The 18,593-nt window shown below is 66.6% G+C and carries 16 protein-coding genes and 1 tRNA gene; 12 read left to right on the top strand and 5 right to left on the bottom strand.

Annotated features, from left to right (window positions below):
• The first annotated feature begins 123 nt into the window (after positions 1-123).
• Complete coding sequence (gene thiD, locus XM1_RS18955; protein ID WP_068436240.1) at positions 124-936, top strand: bifunctional hydroxymethylpyrimidine kinase/phosphomethylpyrimidine kinase; 813 nt, start codon at positions 124-126, stop codon at positions 934-936.
• On the opposite strand, the gene XM1_RS18950 is transcribed toward thiD, so the two are convergent.
• Together XM1_RS18950 and XM1_RS18945 are read right to left on the bottom strand one after the other, a co-directional pair.
• On the bottom strand, positions 890-2,695 hold the full coding sequence (locus XM1_RS18950; protein WP_068436238.1) for an ATP-binding protein: 1,806 nt from the start codon (positions 2,693-2,695) through the stop codon (positions 890-892). The genes thiD and XM1_RS18950 overlap by 47 nt on opposite strands.
• Positions 2,685-3,470, bottom strand: a complete 786-nt coding sequence (locus XM1_RS18945) for a YkgJ family cysteine cluster protein (protein ID WP_068436236.1) — start codon at positions 3,468-3,470, stop codon at positions 2,685-2,687. Before XM1_RS18945 ends, XM1_RS18950 begins: the two co-directional genes overlap by 11 nt.
• A gap of 161 nt (positions 3,471-3,631) precedes the next feature.
• Between XM1_RS18945 and XM1_RS18940 the strand changes: the two genes are divergently transcribed.
• The 7 genes from XM1_RS18940 to XM1_RS18910 all read left to right on the top strand — a co-directional run bounded on the left by XM1_RS18940 (position 3,632) and on the right by XM1_RS18910 (position 13,373).
• Complete coding sequence (locus tag XM1_RS18940; RefSeq protein WP_068436234.1) at positions 3,632-4,810, top strand: phosphoserine transaminase; 1,179 nt, start codon at positions 3,632-3,634, stop codon at positions 4,808-4,810.
• 70 nt (positions 4,811-4,880) lie between these two features.
• On the top strand, positions 4,881-6,461 hold the full coding sequence (gene serA, locus XM1_RS18935) for a phosphoglycerate dehydrogenase (protein ID WP_068436232.1): 1,581 nt from the start codon (positions 4,881-4,883) through the stop codon (positions 6,459-6,461).
• Between the two features lie 189 nt (positions 6,462-6,650).
• Entirely contained in the window at positions 6,651-8,042 is a 1,392-nt protein-coding gene (locus XM1_RS18930) for a methyl-accepting chemotaxis protein (RefSeq protein WP_068436230.1), read from the top strand.
• A 122-nt stretch (positions 8,043-8,164) separates the two neighbouring features.
• Complete coding sequence (locus XM1_RS18925) at positions 8,165-9,307, top strand: ATP phosphoribosyltransferase regulatory subunit (protein ID WP_068436228.1); 1,143 nt, start codon at positions 8,165-8,167, stop codon at positions 9,305-9,307.
• A 10-nt stretch (positions 9,308-9,317) separates the two neighbouring features.
• Positions 9,318-10,607: an adenylosuccinate synthase gene (locus XM1_RS18920; protein WP_068436226.1), complete on the top strand. Its 1,290-nt coding sequence runs from the start codon at positions 9,318-9,320 to the stop codon at positions 10,605-10,607.
• Between the two features lie 109 nt (positions 10,608-10,716).
• A complete protein-coding gene (locus XM1_RS18915; protein WP_068436224.1) occupies positions 10,717-12,807 on the top strand; it encodes a hypothetical protein in 2,091 nt (696 codons plus the stop codon).
• 80 nt (positions 12,808-12,887) lie between these two features.
• Positions 12,888-13,373: an acyl-CoA synthetase gene (locus XM1_RS18910; RefSeq protein WP_231920587.1), complete on the top strand. Its 486-nt coding sequence runs from the start codon at positions 12,888-12,890 to the stop codon at positions 13,371-13,373.
• 88 nt (positions 13,374-13,461) lie between these two features.
• Here the strand turns inward: XM1_RS18910 and rpoH are convergent, their stop codons facing one another.
• Both rpoH and XM1_RS18900 read right to left on the bottom strand, forming a co-directional pair.
• Positions 13,462-14,352 carry an RNA polymerase sigma factor RpoH gene (rpoH, locus tag XM1_RS18905; RefSeq protein WP_068436219.1) on the bottom strand — a complete coding sequence of 297 codons (891 nt, stop codon included), beginning with the start codon at positions 14,350-14,352 and terminating at the stop codon, positions 13,462-13,464.
• A 127-nt stretch (positions 14,353-14,479) separates the two neighbouring features.
• On the bottom strand, positions 14,480-15,463 hold the full coding sequence (locus XM1_RS18900; protein ID WP_231920586.1) for an RluA family pseudouridine synthase: 984 nt from the start codon (positions 15,461-15,463) through the stop codon (positions 14,480-14,482).
• A 27-nt stretch (positions 15,464-15,490) separates the two neighbouring features.
• Here XM1_RS18900 and XM1_RS18895 point away from each other — a divergent pair, with 27 nt between their 5' ends.
• The 4 genes from XM1_RS18895 (at position 15,491) to XM1_RS23585 (ending at position 17,628) form a co-directional block, all read left to right on the top strand.
• Positions 15,491-15,820 (top strand): hypothetical protein, encoded by a 330-nt coding sequence (locus XM1_RS18895; RefSeq protein WP_068436217.1) that lies wholly within the window; start codon positions 15,491-15,493, stop codon positions 15,818-15,820.
• Positions 15,821-15,839: 19 nt separating this feature from the next.
• Positions 15,840-16,310 (top strand): M67 family metallopeptidase, encoded by a 471-nt coding sequence (locus tag XM1_RS18890; protein WP_068436215.1) that lies wholly within the window; start codon positions 15,840-15,842, stop codon positions 16,308-16,310.
• Between the two features lie 20 nt (positions 16,311-16,330).
• Positions 16,331-16,406 (top strand) — tRNA-Glu (locus XM1_RS18885).
• 270 nt (positions 16,407-16,676) lie between these two features.
• Positions 16,677-17,628 (top strand): IS630 family transposase gene (locus XM1_RS23585; protein ID WP_156428594.1). Its coding sequence is split into 2 segments (ribosomal slippage): positions 16,677-17,014 and positions 17,013-17,628, totalling 954 coding nucleotides; the frame shifts between segments, so codons are not numbered across the junction.
• Between the two features lie 34 nt (positions 17,629-17,662).
• Here XM1_RS23585 and XM1_RS18875 read toward each other — a convergent pair.
• The gene (locus XM1_RS18875; protein ID WP_369816015.1) at positions 17,663-18,490 is read right to left on the bottom strand and encodes a DNA adenine methylase; all 828 of its coding nucleotides are present in this window, start codon (positions 18,488-18,490) and stop codon (positions 17,663-17,665) included.
• Positions 18,491-18,593 lie beyond the last annotated feature (103 nt).

Below are 18,593 nucleotides of genomic sequence, written 5' to 3'. Positions count from 1 at the left end.
ACAAGGGGGTAAACACCCGATTTTGGTGCTTGATACAAAATGTCACCCAGATGCAGCATAGGGATGCCCGCATTAAAAATGTGTCAAAGGCATTAAATCTTTTGATTGCAAGGGAGTCCGGCCATGCTTGGAAGAGTCCTGATCATCGCCGGTTCTGATTCGGGCGGCGGCGCCGGCATCCAGGCCGACATCAAGGCGGTGACCTGCCTGGGCGGATACGCCGCCACCGCCGTCACGGCTCTGACCGCCCAGAACACCCATGGGGTGAGCGGCATCCACGAGGTGCCGCCGGCTTTCGTGCGGGCGCAGATGGAGGCGGTCCTAAGCGATATCGGCGCCGATTGCGTCAAGACCGGCATGCTGGCCTCGGCCGCCATCGTCGAGGCGGTGGCCGAGGGGCTGGCGGCGCTGGCTCCCGACGTGCCGCTGGTGCTTGATCCGGTGATGGTGGCCAAGGGCGGCGCCGCCTTGCTGGAGGGCAGCGCCGCCGGCGCCCTGATCTCGCTGCTGGTGCCCCGTGCCCGGCTGCTTACCCCCAACATTCCCGAGGCCGAGGTGCTGCTGGGCCGCGCCATCACGGGCGTGGCCGACATGGAGCGCGCCGCGCTGGACCTGCTGGCGCTCGGGCCCAAGGCGGTGCTGCTCAAGGGCGGGCACCTGGAGGGCGACGAACTGGTGGACGTGCTGGCCGATGGCGGGGGCGTGCGGCGCTATGCGGGGCGGCGCATCCACACCCGCTCGACCCACGGCACCGGCTGCACCCTGGCGTCGAGCATCGCCGCCGGGCTGGCCCGGGGCATGGATTTAAGCGATGCGGTGGAGTGCGCCAGGGCCTACCTGGTCAAGGCCATCGAGACGGCGCCGGGTCTAGGCAGCGGCCACGGTCCCCTCAACCATGGGCATCCGCTGGCGGCACGGCTCCCAGGCTGCGGATGATGGAGCGGGTCAGCAACTGAAAGTCCACCGGCTTGACCAGTTGGTCGTTCATGCCCGCCGCCATGCACAGGTCGCGGGCCGAGGCGAAGCCGTGGGCGGTGAGCCCGATGATGGGCAGCTCGTCGCGGCTTAAATGGGCGCGGATGGCCCGTGTGGCGTCCAGGCCGCTCATCTGCGGCATTTCCATGTCCATCAGGATCAGGTCGGGCCGCCGGGCGGGGTCCAGGGCGCAGGGCACCACCTGGGCGCCGTTGTCCACCCGGATGACCTCGACGCCGTTCATGCCCAGGAACTCGGAATAGATCTCGGCCAGCTGCGGATTGTCCTCGGCCAGCAGGACGCGGCGGCCGGCCAGGGCGCGGAAATCGGGCGAGGGGCTGGCTTGCGCCTCCGCGCTCTCCGCCGCCGCCATGGCCGGGGCGACGCCCAGCAAGGCGGAGAAGCGGAAGACGCTGCCGTGGTCCGGCCGGGATTCCACCGTGATCTCGCCGCCCATCATCTCCACCAGGGTGCGGCAGACCGACAATCCCAGCCCGGTGCCGCCATAGCGCCGGGTGGTCGAGCCGTCGCCCTGGGTGAAGGGCTCGAAGATGGCTTCCAGCCGGTCGGCGGGGATGCCGATGCCGGAATCCGCCACCTCGCATTCCAGCAGCAGGCTGATCTCGTCGATGGGCAGGGTGCGGACATTGACCCGCACGTTGCCGCGGCTGGTGAACTTGACGGCGTTGCCCACCAGATTGATGAGGATCTGGCCCAGCCGCAGCGCGTCGCCCACCAGCCGGGTCGGTGAGCCCTCGGCCCGGCGCAGAGACAGCGCCACGCCCTTTTCCTCGGCCAGGGGACGGGTCAGGTCCTCGACGTGGCCCAGCACCTCGTCCAGGTCGAAGGGGGCGGGCTCCAGGGAATACTTGCCCGCCTCGATGCGCGAGATGTCCAAGATGTCGTCGACGATGGCCAGCAGATGCCGGCCGGCCCGGTCCACCTTGGGCAGCATGGCCCTGGCCCGGGCCAGGGTCGGGGCCATCTTGGCCAGTTGCACGAAGCCCAGGATCGAGGCGATGGGGGTGCGCAACTCGTGGCTCATCACCGCCAGGAAGTCGGACTTGGCGCGGTTGGCGCCTTCGGCCTCGGTGGTGGCCTGGCGCAAATCCCCGATCAGCCGCTCGTTCTCGAAACGCAGGCGGATGGACTGGACGAACACCCGCTCGGCCGCCCGGCACGACAGGGTGACCACCACCAGGAAGACGGCGGCCATCACCGCCAGGATGGTCATCATCCGCTCTCCCGACAGCGCCACCGGGATGACGAAGCCGAAGATGGTCGGTAGGGCGAAGGCCATCTGGCCGGGGAAATAGGCCGACAGGCTGGCCAGCGACGCCGCCGTCAGCCCGGTCAGGATCACGGCGATGAACAGGGCATGGCCGGCGTGATGGGCGTCGAAGGCGGTCAGCCCGAAGATCAGCCACATCAACCCCGACAGGGCCAGGTTGAAGGCCATGTAGGGCCCCCAGAAGTCCGGCCGCCGGTCGCGGTCGGCCACCATCCAGTAGAAGCGCAGCATGGCGAGGCGCAGCGCCGTCACCACCACGAAGGCGCCGGCCCACCACCACACCATCTCTCCGGCCACCGGCGAGGCGCCCAGGGCGGCCAGCAGGGCGATGACGGCCCCGGTCAGCGCGGTGAAGGGCAGGTTGCGGGCCAGGACGCGGACCTGTTCGGCCCGCACCCGGACGTCGATGGAATCGGGCTCAGCGCCCACGGCTCTTGGCCTTCGGGGACTTGCCCCGCTTGACCGGAGGGAACCAGTCGTGCAGGCGCGCCTCGGCGGGAAATACCGTTTCGCCCCGCCACCACGCCCGCGCCGCGTCGGGGCGGTCGATCACCGTCTTCAAGGCCGGGACGAAATCCACGCCGGGACAGTCGCGGCCCGCCATGTGCAGCGGATGGGCCAGGCCGAACACCGCGCCGTCGAACACGTCCTTGGGCTGTTGCTGGAATTCGGGACTGGGAGGCGGGCCGAACAGCGGCGCGTCCTGCTTGGCGAAGGTGGACATGCACCACCGCACGTCCACCTGATAGACGCCCCGGCACTTCATGGGCCGCACGTCGTAGATGGCGCAGGCATTGTCGATCAGGAAGACGCAGGGCCGTCCGGAATTCCACGCCTTCAGCCGGTCGATCAGCGGCGCGCCGTCCGGACGGCGGCGCAGGGAATTCGCCACATGGAACACCTCGGTCACCGTGGCGCCCACCCTTTGGTGGCAGCACCAGCCGCAGCCCTTGGCGCAGCCGGCCGGTTTGGTGCCCAGCGCGAAGGCCGGGGTGGCCCGCACCGACGCCCACAGACCCTCGGCATAGGCCTGGACCTCGCCCACCGCCGCGACGACGGCGTCCGGCCCCTTGGGCATTGCGGCCCCCACCAGGGTCCGCACCGCCTCGAACGCGGCGTCGCGGATGGGCGAACTCAGGCCCCCCGATGTGGTCGAGGTCATGGCGCGGAGCGCGGCGGTTGCGTCGAAGGGGCTGTTCATCATCGTGGAGAATACCAATGCCGACGGGGGCGCGCCACCACCGGCAAGGAATATGCGCGGTGGATAAATGCTTCGTTGCGAATCCCCCTTCGGCCTCATACACTCCGCCCGGGCCACGGTCCCCCAACGGGCCGCGTCCCTTCTGCGAGGGAGGGTTATATCTTATGAGCGACGTTTCCAAGCCGGCTGCCAAGCCCGCCAATCCCAATTTCTCCTCTGGACCCTGTGCGAAGCGACCCGGTTGGACGGTCGATGCGCTCAAGGACACGCCCGTCGGCCGGTCGCACCGCGCCAAGATCGGCAAGACCAAGCTGGAAGAGCTGATCAACCGCACCCGTTCGGTGCTGGGCATTCCCGCCGATTACCGCATCGGCATCGTTCCCGCGTCCGATACCGGCGCCGTCGAGATGGCCATGTGGTCGCTCTTGGGTGCACGCGGCATCGACGCCCTGGCCTGGGAAAGCTTCGGCGAGGGCTGGGTGACCGACATCACCAAGCAGCTGAAGATCGAGGACGTGCGCGTCTTCAAGGCGCCCTACGGCTCGCTGCCCAACCTCGCCGAGGTGGATTGCGACCGTGACGTGGTCTTCACCTGGAACGGCACCACCGGCGGCGTCCGCGTCCCCAACGGTGACTGGATCAAGGCCGACCGCAAGGGCCTGACCATCTGCGACGCCACCTCGGCCGTGTTCGCCATGGACATGCCCTGGGACAAGCTGGACGTGGTCACCTGGTCCTGGCAGAAGGTGCTGGGCGGCGAAGGCGCCCACGGCATGCTGGTGCTTTCTCCCCGCGCCGTCGAGCGTCTGGAGAGCTACAAGCCGGCGTGGCCGCTGCCCAAGATCTTCCGCATGACCAAGGGCGGCAAGCTGATCGAAGGCATCTTCAAGGGCGAGACCATCAACACGCCGTCGATGATCGCCGTGGAAGACCAGATCGACGCCCTGAAGTGGGCCGAGTCCATCGGTGGCCTCAAGGCCCTGGTCGCCCGCTCGGAAGCCAACTTGAAGGCCGTGCAGTCCTGGCTGGACAAGTCCGACTGGGCCGCCAACCTGGCCGACGAGGCCAAGGTTCGCTCCTGCACCTCCATCTGCATGATCGTCAAGGCGCCGTTCTTCGCCAAGCTTTCGCCCGACGACCAGGCGGCGGCGGCCAAGAAGATCGTCACCCTGCTCGACAAGGAAGGGGTGGCCTACGACATCGGCGCCTATCGCGACGCGCCCGCCGGCCTTCGGGTCTGGGGCGGCGCCACGGTGGAAACCGCTGACGTCGAAAAGCTCCTGCCCTGGCTGGACTGGGCTTTCGCCCAGGTCAAGGCCGAGTTCGAGCCCAAGGTCTCCTAATCAACAAACACCGTGAACCGGGCGCCGCTTTTCAAAAAGCGGCGCCCGAACTCCATGTGAGGAAGTCCAGATGCCCAAGGTTCTCATCAGCGACAAGTTGAGCCCCGCCGCCGTTCAGATCTTCAAGGATCGCGGCATCGAAACCGACGTGAAGACCGGTCTCGCTCCCGACGAGCTGAAGGCCATCATCGGCCAGTACGACGGCCTGGCCATCCGTTCCAACACCAAGGTCACCGCCGAGATCCTGGCCGCCGCCACCAACCTGAAGGTTGTCGGCCGCGCCGGTATCGGCGTCGACAACGTGGACGTGCCCGCCGCCACCGGCCGCGGCATCGTGGTGATGAACACCCCCTTCGGCAATTCCATCACCACCGCCGAGCACGCCATCGCCATGATGTTCGCCCTGGCCCGCGAAATCCCCGAGGCCAATGCCAGCACCCACGCCGGCAAGTGGGAGAAGAACCGCTTCATGGGCGTGGAACTCACCGGCAAGGTGCTGGGCATCGTCGGCTGCGGCAATATCGGCGCCATCGTCGCCGACCGCGCTCAAGGGTTGCGCATGCGCGTCGTCGCCTACGACCCCTTCCTGTCCGTCGAGCGCGCCAAGGAGCTGAACGTCGAGAAGGTGGAACTGGACGAGCTGTTCCCCCGCGCCGACTTCATCACGCTGCACACGCCGCTCACCGATGCCACCCGCAACATCATCGACGCCAAGGCCATGGCCAAGATGAAGAAGGGCGTGCGCATCATCAATTGCGCCCGCGGCGGCCTGGTGGTCGAGGAAGACCTGCTGGCGGCCCTTGAATCCGGCCAGGTGGCCGGCGCCGCGCTGGACGTCTTCAAGACCGAGCCGGCCAAGGAAAACGCCCTGTTCGGCAACCCGAAGGTGGTCTGCACCCCGCATCTGGGCGCCTCGACCTCGGAAGCCCAGGAGAACGTCGCCCTGCAGGTGGCCGAGCAGATGGCCGATTACCTGCTGACCGGCGCCGTCACCAACGCTCTCAACATCCCGTCGGTGTCGGCCGAGGACGCGCCCAAGCTGAAGCCGTACATGACGCTGGCCAACCAGATCGGCAGCTTTGCCGGCCAGTTGACCGAGACCGGCATCAAGGACGTGAAGATCGAGTATCTCGGCCACGTCGCCACGCTGAACACCAAGCCGCTGACCGCCATGGTCCTCGAAGGGCTGTTGAAGCCCATGAACGAGGCCGTCAACATGGTCAACGCCCCCGTGGTGGCCAAGGAGCGCAACATCAAGGTGTCCGAGGTCAAGTCCGAGACCGAGGGCGACTACCACACCCTGGTGCGCCTGACCGTCACCACCGACAAGCGCGATCGTTCGGTGGCCGGCACCCTGTTCGGCGGCGACAAGGCCCGCGTGGTGGAGATCAAGGGCATCTCCATCGAGGCCGAGCTGGGCGAGAACATGCTCTACGTCACCAACCAGGATAAGCCCGGCTTCATCGGCGCGCTGGGCACCCTGCTGGGCGCCAATGGCGTCAACATCGCCACCTTCCACCTCGGCCGCGCCGAGGCGGGCGGCGACGCCATCCTGCTGACCCAGGTGGACCAGCCGGTTTCCGCCGATCTGCTGGAGAAGGTCCGGGCGCTGCCCCAGGTGGTCCAGGCCAAGTTCCTGACCTTCGCCTGATCGGTTTTTCAGACCATGGACGGGGCCGCGGCGGTGACGCCGCGGCCTTTGTCGTTTCCGTAAGGTTTCGTCATTCCTCATATAAAAGCGTAATCACGTTCATGCGGATGGCATATTTCCCTCTGGTAATGTAAGTGTTCCCCCATAGGGTGATAGCCCTAGATTCCGTTGCCGACGAGGAAGAGAGAAATGGCTTGGTTCAAGGGTGGAAGCGCTGCCGTCAAGGTGCAGGGTCCGGCGCAGTCGAGTGACGATGGCGTGGCGCTGGCTCGTCTGGCGGCTGTGGAACAGGCCCTCGACCAGTTGCTGAGCGGCAAGTACCACTCGGTCCCTTCCGGCGCCTGCCCGACCACGTCGAAGATCAAGCGTCTGGCCGAAACGCTTGAGGCGCAGGCCCAGGCCACCCTGAAGCTGGATGTCGGCCTGTCGGTCAACGTCAACGAGGCGGTGACCAAGGCCGCCGGCATGATGCGCGACGTCAACGAGGTCGATCGCCGCTCGCAGACCATCGCCACCGCAGCCCAGCAACTGGTGGCCAGCGTGGCCCAGATCGCCGCCACGTCCAAGGCGGCGGCAGCCGATGCCGGATCGGCGCAGGAAGTGGCGGCGGAAAGCCGCGTTGCCGCCGACCAGGCCATCGGCGCCATGCACGCCATCGCCGAGGCCGTGCAGGCCGCCGCCGGCAAGGTGGACAGCCTGGCCCAGGCCTCGGTTCAGATCGGCGACATCGTCAACCAGATCGAGGACATCGCGTCGCAGACCAACCTGCTGGCCTTGAACGCCACCATCGAGGCGGCGCGGGCCGGCGAGGCGGGCAAGGGCTTCGCCGTGGTCGCCAACGAAGTGAAGAACCTCGCCAACCAGACGGCGCGGGCCACCGTCGACATCCGTTCGCGCATCGAGAACCTGCGGGTCGAGATGGGCGAGATCGTCCGCACCATGCAAGACGGTGCCAGCGCCGTCGAACACGGCGAGGGCGTCATCAACACCACCAGCCAGGGCATGGGCCGGCTGGTCGACCAGGTCCACGGCGTCTCCATGAAGATGGCCGAGATCGCGGGTATCCTGAACCAGCAGACCGCCGCCTCCTCGGACGTCTCCGAAGGCGTCGGGGCCATCGCCACCCTGTCGGCGCGCAACGTCGCCACCATCTCCGACGTGGTCGACGAGATGGACAAGGCGTCGAAGGGCATTCTCGCCACGCTGAACGACATGTCGTCGCTGGAGATCGAGGACTTCACCCTGCACGTGGCCAAGTCCGACCACATGCTGTGGCGCAAGCGCCTCGCCGACATGGTGGTGGGACGCGAGGTGCTCAATCCCGAGGAACTGGCCGACCATACCAGCTGCCGTCTCGGCAAGTGGTGCGCGGCGCTCAGCGACGAGAGCATCTTGAAGCATCCGGCCTATGCCGCCCTGGAGGCTCCGCACCGCGAGGTGCATCGCCACGGCATCGATGCGGCCAAGGCCTTCCGCAGCGGCGACCTGGATGGGGCGCTGGCCGCCATCGCGCGCGCCGCCACCGCCTCCGAGGGCGTGATGAAGTGCCTGAACGATCTGGGCGACCGGCGGCGGTTTTAAGGCGCCGGGAACCCGATTCCGTTTGCCCCGGGGGGCCAAACGCGATACATCGGCAGATGCCAGATAACCGGGCGGGCGTCCCTCGGACGCCTGTCCCTTGTTCCAGGTTGCGACACCAAGAGATGACCGAAACCGCCAATCGGGCCTTGCTGCCCGCCGGCCTGCGCGACATGCTGCCCCCCGACGCGGAGTTCGAAGCTTCCGTCGTCCACGGCCTGATGAGTATTTTCGCCCGTCATGGTTACGACCGGGTCAAGCCGCCGCTGATCGAGTTCGAGGAAAGCCTGCTGGACGGCGCCGGCGGCGGCACCTCGTCCCAGACCTTCCGGGTCATGGATCCCATGAGCCAGAAGATGATGGGGCTGCGCGCCGACATGACGCCGCAGGTGGCCCGCATCGCCGCCACCCGCCTCGGCAGCCAGCCCCGGCCGCTGCGCCTGTCCTATGCCGGCCAGGTGCTGCGCGTGAAGGGCAGCCAGTTGCGCCCCGAGCGCCAGTTCGGCCAGGCGGGGATCGAGCTGATCGGCTCGGACGCCGCCGCCGCCGATGCCGAAGTGCTGGTGATGATCGCCGAGGCCCTGGCCGATCTGGGCGTGTCCGGCGTCTCCGCCGACCTGGCCCTGCCCACCCTGGTTCCGGCGGTGTTTGCCGCCTACGGCATCACCGGCGAGGCCGCCGAGCGCCTGCGCGCCGCGCTGGACCACAAGGACAGCGCCATGGTGGCCAGTCTGGGCGGCACCGCCGCTCCGGTGCTGCAATCCCTGATCGCCGCCGCCGGCCCCGCCGCCCGCGCGCTGGCCGAGCTGGGCGCCCTGGACCTGCCGCCCGCCGCCGCCGTCGAGCGCGACCGTCTGTCCCAGGTGGTGGAACTGGTCGCCGCCGACCTGCCGGGCCTGACGCTGACCGTCGATCCGGTGGAGAATCGCGGTTTCGAATACCATACCGGCCTGTCCTTCACCCTGTTCGCCCGCAATATCGGTGCCGAGCTGGGGCGTGGCGGCCGCTATCAGGGCGGGGACGAGCCGGCCACCGGCGCCACGCTGTTCATGGATTCGGTTCTCGCCGCTCTTCCCGGGCCGAAGCCGCCCAAGCGGCTGTTCGTTCCGGCGGGGACGCCCCGGGCCTGGGCCCAGGCGTTCCGCGCCCAGGGCTGGGTGACGGTGTCGGGGCTGGAGCCCTCCGCCGATCCGGTGGTGGAAGCAAGACGTCAGGGCTGCGGGCATCGCCTCGGCACCGACGGTATCGTTGACGTGGAATTAGGTTAGGGGACGAGTAATGGCGAACGTGGCTGTGGTCGGCGCCCAGTGGGGCGACGAGGGCAAGGGCAAGGTCGTCGATTGGCTTTCCGAGCGCGCCGACGTGGTGGTGCGCTTCCAGGGCGGCCATAACGCCGGCCATACCCTGGTCATCAACGGCGTGACCTATAAGCTGTCGCTGCTGCCGTCCGGCGTGGTGCGCGGCAAGCTTTCCATCATCGGCAACGGCGTGGTGATTGATCCCTGGGCCCTGCTGGCCGAGATCGAGCGCATCCGCGCCCAGGGCATCGACATCACCCCCGACGTGCTGAAGATCGCCGAGAACGCCTGCCTGATCCTGCCGCTGCACGCCCATCTGGACAAGGCGCGGGAAGAGGCCAGCGGCTCGGCCAAGATCGGCACCACCGGCCGCGGCATCGGCCCGGCCTACGAGGATCGGGTGGGCCGTCGCGCCATCCGCGTTTGCGATCTGGCCGACGAGGCGGTGCTGAAGACCAAGATCGACACCTTGCTGCGCCATCACAACGCCCTGCTGCGCGGCCTGGGCGCCGCCGAGGTGGACGGCGCCGAACTGCTGGCCAAGCTGCTGGACGTGGCGCCCAAGATCCTGCCCTTCGCCGACGTGGTCTGGCAGCACCTGGACGAGGTGCGCCACACCAGGAAGCGCGTGCTGTTCGAGGGCGCCCAGGGTGCCATGCTCGACGTCGACCACGGCACCTATCCCTATGTCACCTCCTCCAACACCGTGTCGGGCAACGCCGGCACCGGCTCGGGCGTCGGTCCGGGGCAGGTGGGCTACGTTCTGGGCATCTGCAAGGCCTACACCACCCGCGTGGGCGAGGGGCCGTTCCCCACCGAGCTGTTCGACGAGATCGGCAAGAGCATCGGCGAGCGCGGCCATGAATTCGGTACCGTCACCGGTCGTCCGCGCCGCTGCGGCTGGTTCGACGCCGTCATGGTCCGCCAGGCGGTCAAGGTGGGCGGCATCACCGGCATCGCTCTCACCAAGCTGGACGTGCTGGACGGGTTCAAGGAACTGAAGATCTGCACCGGCTACAAGCTGGACGGCAAGGTGATCTCGCACTTCCCGGCCTCCATGACCGGCCAGGCCAACGTGGAGCCCATCTACGAGGTCATGGAAGGCTGGTCCGAGAGCACGCGGGGCGTGCGTACCTGGAAGGACCTGCCGGCTACCGCCATCAAGTACATCCGCCGCATCGAGGAACTGATCGAGGCGCCGGTGGCCCTGCTGTCCACCAGCCCCGAGCGCGAGGATAGCATCCTGGTGCACGATCCCTTCGCCACCTGAGCGGGCGCCACCTGATTTTGTAGCGATCTGATTGTAGGACGGCCTTTCCGCCTTTAGACTGAGAAGCAGTCCGGCCCCGTCAAAGGGGGCCGGCCCATGGAAGGGGCAGATGTCGGAAATCGACGAGGCCGAGATCGAGACGGAGATCGATCCGGCCGAGGACGAGGGTGGCGATGACGTCAAGGTGGAAGTGGTCAAGCAGACCGGTCCACCCGGGGTTCTGCGCGACCGTTACACTATCCGCTCCAACCAGCCTTTGCCCGAACTGTCGACGCCCTCGGCCGACGCCTTCGTCGCCGAGGACAAGCGCGACCCCAGCCGCGCCCTGTTCGGCCTGATCTGCAAGCCGGAACTGCCGCCCCGCGTCAACGTGATGCGGGCTATGAAGGGCGTCTCGTCGCCCGGCCTGCTGCAACTGGTCGAATGGGGGCCCATGAACTGGCCGCCGGCCGGCCGCCAATGCATGACCGTGGTCTACGAGCGGCCGGCCGGCGACCGGGTGATGACGTCCCTGCGCGGCGAGATTCCGCGCATCGACGAATACCAGATCACCAAGCGGGTGGTGGAGCCGCTGACGGCGGCGCTGAAGGACATGGACGGACGCGGCGTGCCCCACCGCTCCATCCGGCCCACTAACATGTTCTGGGCCGACGGCAACGGCGAGCGCATCGCCTTCGGCGATTGCGTCTGCACGCCGCCGGCCTTTGACCAGCCGGTGCTGTTCGAGACCGTCGAGTCGGGAATGTGCACCCCCATCGCGCGGGGCAGCGGCGACCATACCGAGGATTTCTATGCGATGGGCGTCACCATCGCCTTCCTGATCCTGGGGCGCAATCCGGCGGCGGGCCTCGGCGACGAGGCCATCCTGGCGGCCAAGATCCAGCAGGGCAGCTACAATCTGCTGATCGGCGACGAGCGGTTGTCGCTGCCCATCATCGAGCTGCTGAAGGGCCTGCTGTGCGACGACGGCTCGCAGCGCTGGGACATCGAGGATCTGGATCTCTGGCTGTCGGGGCGGCGCATGTCGCCGCTGCAGCCCAGGGGCGAGAAGCGGGCGGCGCGCGGCTTCCCCTTCATGGGCAAGGAGTATTTCAACGGCCGCGAACTGTCCCAGGCCATGTCCAAGAACTGGGACCAGGCCATTCCGCCGGTGGTCGAGGGCAAGCTGGAACTGTGGCTGCGCCGCGCCGTCGAGGACAAGGACAAGGCGAACGTGGTGGCGGAAGTGGTGCGCATGGCGCTCAACTCGTCCACCGACAAGAAAAGCTCCACCGACCTGATGCTGTGCAAGGTCCTGATCCTGTTGGATCAGGCCGCCCCCATCCGCTACAAGGGCTTCAACGCCATGCCGGACGGCTTCGGCTCGGCCTTGGCGGCGGTGATGGCTTCGCGCGGCGACACCAGGCTGCTGACCGAGATCATCCTGCGCGAGGTGCCGCGCCTGTGGTTCGAGATGCGTGGTGAATACCAGCCCGACAACTCGCTGATGGAATCCAACTTCAAGGAATTGCGCTCGTACCTGACCCAGACCGGAATGGGATACGGACTGGAGCGCTGCCTGTACGAGCTGAACGACGCGCTGCCCTGCCAGAGCCTGCTGCTGGGCGAGGAATACGTGGTCGAGGTCAAGGAATTGCTGCCGGCGCTCAACGTGGCGGCGTCCAAGCGCGCCGACGGCAAGCAGATTCCCGTGGACCGCCATATCGCCGCCTTCCTGGGCGCCCGCATGCGCTCGGACATCGACCGCAACCTCACCGCGCTCAACGATTCCAATCCCAGCGTGGCCATGATGGGGGCGCTGAACCTGTTCGCCGTGCTGCAGTACCGCCTGGGGCCGGAATCCCTGCCGGGCCTGGCCGCCTGGGTGGGCGTGATGATCGCTCCCATCGTCCAGGGCTTCCACGGCCGCGAGAAGCGCAAGGAACTGGAAAAGGAAGTCCCCCGGCTGGTGCGCAAGGGGTCGGTGGTGGAGATCTACAACCTGCTGGAAAACGTCGACGAGCGGGTGCGCGACGAGCAGGAGTTCACCTTCGCCCAGGCCCAGTACGCCGCCGCCGAGGACGAGATCAAGCATATCTTGATGGAAACCGAGGAGCGCGCCGCCGAGGCCGACAAGATCGGGCGCCAGACGGCGGCGGTCACCGGCATCATCGTGGCCATGATCACCGCTTCGGTGGTGGTGATTTCAGCGGTTTTTTAGGGCGCTCCATCTGAGCTTCGATGCCCGCGGCATTGCCTTCGGCGGGCCGTGGTGCCATGCTTCGGCCCATGGCAAAGAAAATGTCAGCAGTGGAACAGGCGCGGGCGGCGGCGGCGGCGAAGAAGGCCGGCACCGGCGGCGCGGGAATCAACAAGGGCGTGGTCCTGATGGTCCTGGCCGCCCTGGTGCCGTTCTCGCTGCCCACCGTGGCCCTGGTGGGGTTCGGCATGCTGCCGACCCTGGCGTCGTGGGCCACCGAAAAGGGCCCCAACAAATACGCCTTCCTGTGCGTCGGCGGGCTGAACTTCGCCGGCGTCTTCCCTTATCTCTTCTCGCTGTGGTTCGGCGTCCATACCCTGGACGAGGCGCTGCGCATGCTGACCGATCCCATCATGCTGATGACCGCCTATGGCTGTTCCGCCATCGGCTGGGGCATCTACGCCGCCATGCCGCCCATGGTGGCCAGCTATCTGGCGGCCACCGGCCAGCGCCGGGTCAACAACCTCAAGGCGGCGCAGAAGAAGCTGGTCGAGGATTGGGGCGACGAGGTTTCCAAGAAGGGCTGAGACGGCGTTCCTGGCGTTTCCTCCGCCCCACATGCGAAAAAGCCCCCGGCCATGGGCCGGGGGCTTTTCTCGTCGTCCCTGAGGGGGCTTACGCCCGGTTCTGGGATTCGGCCTGGGCGGAAGCCGACTTCACCGACTTCTGCAGCTTCTCGAAGGCGCGCACCTCGATCTGGCGCACCCGCTCGCGCGAGATGCCGTAGCGCTGGGACAGGTCTTCCAGGGTGGCCGGCTCCTCGGTGAGGCGGCGCTGGACTAAGATGGCCCGCTCGCGGTCGTTGAGGGCGGCCAGGGCGCTGGTCAGCATCTGCCGGCGCTGGCCCAGTTCCTCGCGCTCGCCCAGTTCGGTCTCCTGGTCCTCGTGGTCGTCCACCAGCCAGTCCTGCCACTCGCCCTCGCCCTCGGCGCGCACCGGCGCGTTCAGCGAATGGTCGGGGCTGGACAGCCGCCGGTTCATGGTGACGACCTCGTCCTCGGTGACGTCCAGCTTGGTGGCGATCAGGGCCACGTTCTCGGCGGACATGTCGCCTTCCTCGATGGCCTGCATCTGGCCCTTGAGCTTGCGCAGGTTGAAGAACAGCTTCTTCTGGGCGGCGGTGGTGCCCATCTTCACCAGCGACCAGGAATGCAGGATGTATTCCTGGATGGCGGCGCGGATCCACCACATGGCGTAGGTGGCCAGCCGGAAGCCCCGTTCGGGGTCGAAGCGGCGCACCGCCTGCATCATGCCGACATTGCCTTCGCTGATCAGCTCGCCGAGCGGCAGGCCATAGCCGCGATAGCCCATGGCGATCTTGGCCACTAGGCGCAGATGGCTGGTCACCAGCCGGTTGGCCGAGGTCAGGTCGCCGTGTTCGCGGAAGCGCTTGGCCAGGAGGTATTCCTCCTCGGGCGGCAACATGGGGAATTTGCGGATGTCCTGAAGGTACCGGGTCAGGTTGCCTTCGGGCGCGAGCGACAGACTGGAAGCAATTGCCGTCATCGTCTCATCTCCTCTTACCGTGCGGAGGGTTTTCCCTCGTTTGCGGACCGGCCCGTCAGGGCGCGTCCGTCGTCACCGGTTGATGAGACGATAATGTCATAGCTCTGGGCTCAAGTATAGGTGATTTTTATAGAACCTCTAAAATCTGGATTAATTGATTGATATCAAGTGCCATACGGCTTTCGAAGCGAACCTCATATCCTTTAGTAGGATGGGAAAAACCAAGTAGGTAGGCATGAAGGGCCTGGCGCGGAAAACCGGTCACGGCCTCCCTCACCTCAGGTGGTAGGACCACTCTCCGGCTACCGCGAATGCGCCCATAGACGGAATCCCCGACCAGCGGGTGGCCGATGCTGGTCATGTGGACGCGGATCTGGTGGGTGCGCCCCGTGGCCAGCCGGCACTCCACCAGACTGACGGCGCCGCCGGCGAAGCTCTTCAGGACCCGGTAGCGGGTCAGCGCCGGCTTGCCGCCGGATTTGACCACCGCCATCTTCTTGCGGTCGTTGGGGTTGCGGCCGATATTGCCCTCGATCTCGCCCTGGCGGGGACTGGGCGTGCCCCAGACCAGGGCCCAGTAGGCGCGTTCCAGGGAATGCGCGGCGAATTGGGCCGACAATCCGCGGTGGGCGGCGTCGGTCTTGGCGGCGACCAGCAGGCCGCTGGTGTCCTTGTCGATGCGGTGCACGATGCCGGGGCGCCTGACGCCGCCGATGCCGGCCAGGGATTCGCCGCAATGGGCCAGCAGGGCGTTGACCAGGGTTTCGTCGGGATTGCCGGGGGCCGGGTGGACCACCATGCCGGCCGGCTTGTCGATGACGATGAGGTCCTCGTCCTCGTAGACCACGTTCAGCGCGATGTCCTGGGCCTCGGGCTCGGCCGGGGCGTCGGGGGGAACCTCGACGGCGAAGCGCTGGCCGGGTTTGACCCTCAGCGAGGCGTCGGATATGGTCGTCCCGGCCAGACTGACCCGGCCGTCCTCGATCAGCGCCTTGATGCGGGTGCGCGACAGGTCCGGCAGGCGGGCCGCCAGCCAGCGGTCCAGCCGGGTGCCGGCCTCCTCGGCCTCGACGGCGGCGGGGGTGAGGTGCTGGGTCACGGGAATGTCCATCCGCGAACAGGGATTGAAGCTGGGGCCATGAAAGCGATCAAGACGTTGGTGGTGTTCCTAGGCGTGCTGCTGCTGGCCGGTCTCGGCCTCCTCGGCTATGGGCTTTACAGCAAAGCGCCGATGAAGGGAACGCCCACGGCCGCGTCCGCCGGCTCCGGCCCCGCTCCGGTGGCGGAATTCGGCCAGTTGGCCGTGCCGGTTCCGGCCGGTTCGCGCATCGAGCAGATGGTGGTGGCCGGCGAGCGGGTGGTGCTGCGCCTGTCCGGCGGCGGGCCCGAGCGCATCCTGGTGCTCGACCCCGGCCAGGGCAAGGTGGCGGGCAGCTTCGCCCTCACCCCCGAGCCCGCCGTGCGCTAGAAGCGCGGGGGAGGGACGCATGCTGGTCCTCTCGGCGGAGCAGATGGCCGACATCGCCACCGCCGCCGAGGCCGCCTGGCCGGCCGAAGGCTGCGGCCTGCTGATCGGCAAGGGTCGGCGGGTCATCACCGTCACCCGGGTGATGAACGCCGACAATCTGCTGAAGGCGCAAGGCAACGACCGTTTCGAGCTGGACCCGAAAGTCCGCTTCGCCGCCGAGCGTTCGGTGCGCGGCACCAAGGAGCGGGTGGTCGGCCACTGGCACTCCCACCCCGACGGCAGCGCACGGCCCTCGGCCACTGATCTGGCCCAGGCCTGGGAGCCCGAGCTGATCTGGCTGATCGTCGGAATCGCTCCCGACCGGCAGGGCCGTCCCCAGGCCGTCCAGATGCTTGCCCACCGCCTGGACCGCGACGCCGGGCGCGTCTTTGCGGTTCGCATGGAAACAGCGGAAAAAAGGGCTTGCCAGGCCGCCCGCTTTCCGACATAAAGCGGGCCTCGCGCCTCGACGTCCCCATCGTCTAGAGGCCTAGGACACCGCCCTCTCACGGCGGCAACCGGGGTTCGAATCCCCGTGGGGACGCCACGCGAATTTTTCCCATAAAAATCAATGACTTAGCCGCGAATGTGAGCGGCGTTGTGAGCGCATTTGTGAGCGCCGATGCGGATGAATTTATGGCGGCTCCGGTAAGATCGCCTCAAGCTCAGGCGCAATGTCGATTTCATAGAGAGCAGACTGAAGCGCGCCACATGGTTTTGGAGTGGCGGACACTAGAGCGGTTCGCGATCTAACGGAATCGCAGGGGATTCACAGGCGCGGCTAATCGTGATTCACTTCCTGTGGAGGTGGCCCACGATGACTCGACCTTTATCCGTAGATCTGCGCGACCGTGTTGCGCGATATGTTCTGGCTGGCCATTCGCGCCGACAGGCGGCCAGTGTCTTCAATATCTCGGTGAGCTCGGCGGTACGCTATGTGGCGCAATATCTGTCGAGTGGGACGGTGGCGCCAAAGCGGCAAGGCGGTGATCGGCGCAGTAAATTGGGCGACCATCGGGCCTATGTGCTGCTGCGTGTTAAGCAGGTTCCGGATATCTCGCTGGCCGATTTAACCAAAGAACTGGCCGAGCGGGGCGTTCAAATCCATCTTTCCAACCTTGCCCGGTTTCTCCGGGCACAGGGGCTGACCTATAAAAAAAACTTTGGTCGCGTCCGAGCAGATGAGGCCGGACGTCCGGTTGCTGCGCGAGGAGTGGATTAAAGGCCGCCAACCGCTGATGCGGCGTCAGGCCCATCGCCTGGTGTTCCTCGACGAGACCGGAACCAATACCAAAATGACCCGTCTGCGGGGCCGCTCACCCAAAGGGGCGCGGTTGAAAGCCGCTGTGCCCTTCGGACATTGGAAGACGGAAACATTCATCGCCGGGCTGCGTCATGATGGCTTGGTGGCGCCCTTTGTCATCAATTGCCCGATGAACCGGAAGATGTTCGAGGCCTATATCGAGACCCAACTGGCCCCAACCCTGGAGCCGGGCGACGTCGTGATCCTCGACAATCTCTCAGCTCACAAAAGTCCTCGGGCAGAACGGATCATCCAAGATCGTGGTGCCTTCATGCTGTTCTTGCCGCCGTATTCCCCCGACCTCAATCCCATCGAAATGGCCTTCTCGAAGCTCAAGGCACACCTCAGAAAAACGGCTGCCAGGACCATTCAGGACCTATGGGACGCCATCGGCCGAATCTGCGATCTCTACGAACCTCAAGAGTGCCGAAATTTCTTCAAGGCTGCCGGATATGAACCAGTGTGATCGCGAATTGCTCTAGGTTTTGTAGCACTCCGAATTATGCAACACCTCTCCCTCCCTTGATCAGCACCTCGCCGACACGCCCCCGGGCCGATGTGTCGCGGGCGATGCTGTAGGACGTGTCCACTGCCTCGATCTGGAAGGCGGAGAAGATTCTGCGCACAGCCGGGCGGTCGTTCAGCGACATGATGAAGCGGCCTTGAACGCTCTCCAACTGCTCCGCCAGGCGCTCGAAGTCGTCGCGGCTGAACATGGCTTTGCCGTAGTCGCCCTCGCAGCCGAAATAGGGCGGGTCGAGGTAGAACAAGGTCTCGGGCCGGTCGTAGCGGGCGAGGAACTCGCCATAGGGCAGGCATTCGATCACCACCCCGGCCAGACGGGTATGCAGATCCTCCAGCATGGGGCCGAGCTTGGTGACGTCGAAGCGGGCGGGTGTGGATGGGGACACCCCGAAGTTGCGGCCCGATACCTTGCCGCCGAAGGCCGTGCGTTGGAGGTAGAGGAAGCGGGCCGCCCGCTCCAGGTCGGTGAGCGTGTCGGGATCGGTGGCCGCCAGGCGCTCGAATTCCGCCCTGGTGGTCAGCTGGAACTTGATCATCTCCATGAAGGCGACGTAGTGGCGCTGGAGCACCCGGAAGAAGGTGGCCACCTCGCGGCCATAATCGTTGATCACCTCGGACCTGGGCGCCAGGGTTCGGCGCAGGAACACCCCGCCCATGCCCACGAACGGCTCGGCGTAGATACTGTGCGGGATGGAGGCGACCTCGGCGGCGATACGCTTGGCCAGATTGCGTTTGCCACCCAGATAAGGGGCGACGGGGCGAACAGGAGAAACAGGTCGAAGCTGGATGGACTCCATGGTCATGCATGTCCACAATGGCCCCGCCCGAGCGCCGGGTGCGGGGATGGCCTGGATCGGCCGGTCCTGGTCATGCGAGGTCCCCCCTCGCGGTTCGGGGCGCGTCAAC

Origin of the sequence: Magnetospirillum sp. XM-1, assembly GCF_001511835.1 — a bacterium.
In the GTDB taxonomy this organism is placed as follows: Bacteria; Pseudomonadota; Alphaproteobacteria; order Rhodospirillales; family Magnetospirillaceae; genus Phaeospirillum.
The sequence above is the reverse complement of the archived record's forward strand: the minus strand, read 5'-3'. Positions and strand labels throughout refer to the sequence as shown.